The 1,541-nt window shown below is 74.8% G+C and carries 1 protein-coding gene; it reads right to left on the reverse strand.

The window, feature by feature from the left end; translation table 11 throughout:
- Window positions 1–381: 381 nt before the first annotated feature.
- The coding region (locus GT042_RS18970; protein WP_161309910.1) for a PLP-dependent aminotransferase family protein at window positions 382–1,541 on the reverse strand (1,160 nt) is incomplete at its 5' end.

The following is a 1,541-nucleotide window of genomic DNA, read 5'->3' on the forward strand; positions in this document are numbered from 1 at the left end:
TTGTCCTCAATCGCCGGACGGGCTTGATGGGGCCGGGCACGATCGCCGCGTGCCACTCGGTGGGCGGGTGTCCTCAAACGCCGGACGGGCTGGATGGGGCCGGCCTCTCCCAACCCGGCCGACGGTTGAGAACAGCGGCGCATCTCCCCAAGCTCGTCCGCCGGTTGAGGACACCGGCCCACCCATTCAAGCCCGTCCGGCGATTGAGGACACCCACCCACCGGGCCGCACCTTCCAAGCCCGTCCGGCGTTTGAGGACACCGGGCCGCCGGGGCGCGCCCCACCCAGCCCGTCCGGCGGTTGAGGACACCCGTCCGCCGGGGCGCACGCGGTCGCCGTGTCCGGCACGCGAGAAGCCGCCTGCCCCCGCACGGCATCGCGCTACGCCACGAAGGTCTTCGGGGTGTCCGTGCCCGTCCCCGCGCCGCCGCGTACCAGGCGGGCCGCCGTCGCCAGACGGGTCGCCGCCTCCGCCGCCACCGGGCCTCCCACCGTGAACGGGAGGCGTACGTAGCCCTCGAAGGCGCCGTCGACGCCGAAGCGGGGGCCCGAGGGGACCCGTACGCCCACCCGTTCGCCCACCTCCGCCAGGCGCGAGCCGGACAGGCCGCCCGTCCTCGCCCACAGGGTCAGGCCGCCGCGGGGCACCTCGAACTCCCAGTCCGGCAGCTGTTCCCGTACCGCCGCCACCATCGCGTCCCGGTTCCCCCGCGCCTGCCCCCGCCGGAAGGCCACCGCGTCCTCCCACTCGCCGCTGCGCATCAGCCAGTTCACGGCGAGCTGTTCCAGCACCGGCGTGCCGAGGTCCGCGTACGCCCTCGCCGACACCAGCGACCGGATGACCTCGGGCGCCGCCCGCACCCACCCGATGCTGAGCCCCGCCCAGAACGCCTTGCTCGCCGAGCCCACCGTCAGGACCGTGCTGCCCGCCGGGTCGAACGCGCAGACCGGCCTCGGCATCTCCAGGCCGTCGTCCAGCGGCAGCTCCGCCATCGTCTCGTCCACGACGAGCACCGTCCCCGCCGAACGCGCCGCGTCGACCAGCTGGCGCCGCTGGTCGTCGTCGGCCAGCGCGCCGGTCGGGTTGTGGAAGTCGGCCACGACGTACGCGATCCGGGGCGCAGCGTCCCGCATCACCTGACGCCAGCGCGGCAGGTCCCAGCCGGCCAGCCCCTCCGCCATGGCGACCGGCACCAGCCGGGCACCCGCCTGCCGCATCAGCTGGAGGATGTTCGCGTACGACGGCGACTCCACCGCGATCCGCTCCCCCTGGCCCGCGAAGAGCTGGCAGATCGCGTCGATCGCGCCCATCGCGCCCGTGGTGATCATGATCTGTTCGGGCATGGTCGGGATGCCACGCGCGGTGTACCGGTCGGCGACCGTCTGCCGCAGCGCCAGCAGCCCGGCCGGATAGCGGCCGTGCGTGTGCGCGTAGCGCGGCAGCTCCTCCAGGGCGCCCTGGACGCCCCGGGTGAGCCAGGGCTCCGGCGCGGGCAGCGCGGCCGTACCCAGGTCGATCATCGAGCCCAGCGCCTCGGGCG

Origin of the sequence: Streptomyces sp. SID3212, from assembly GCF_009865405.1 — a bacterium.
Classification (GTDB): domain Bacteria; phylum Actinomycetota; class Actinomycetes; order Streptomycetales; family Streptomycetaceae; genus Streptomyces.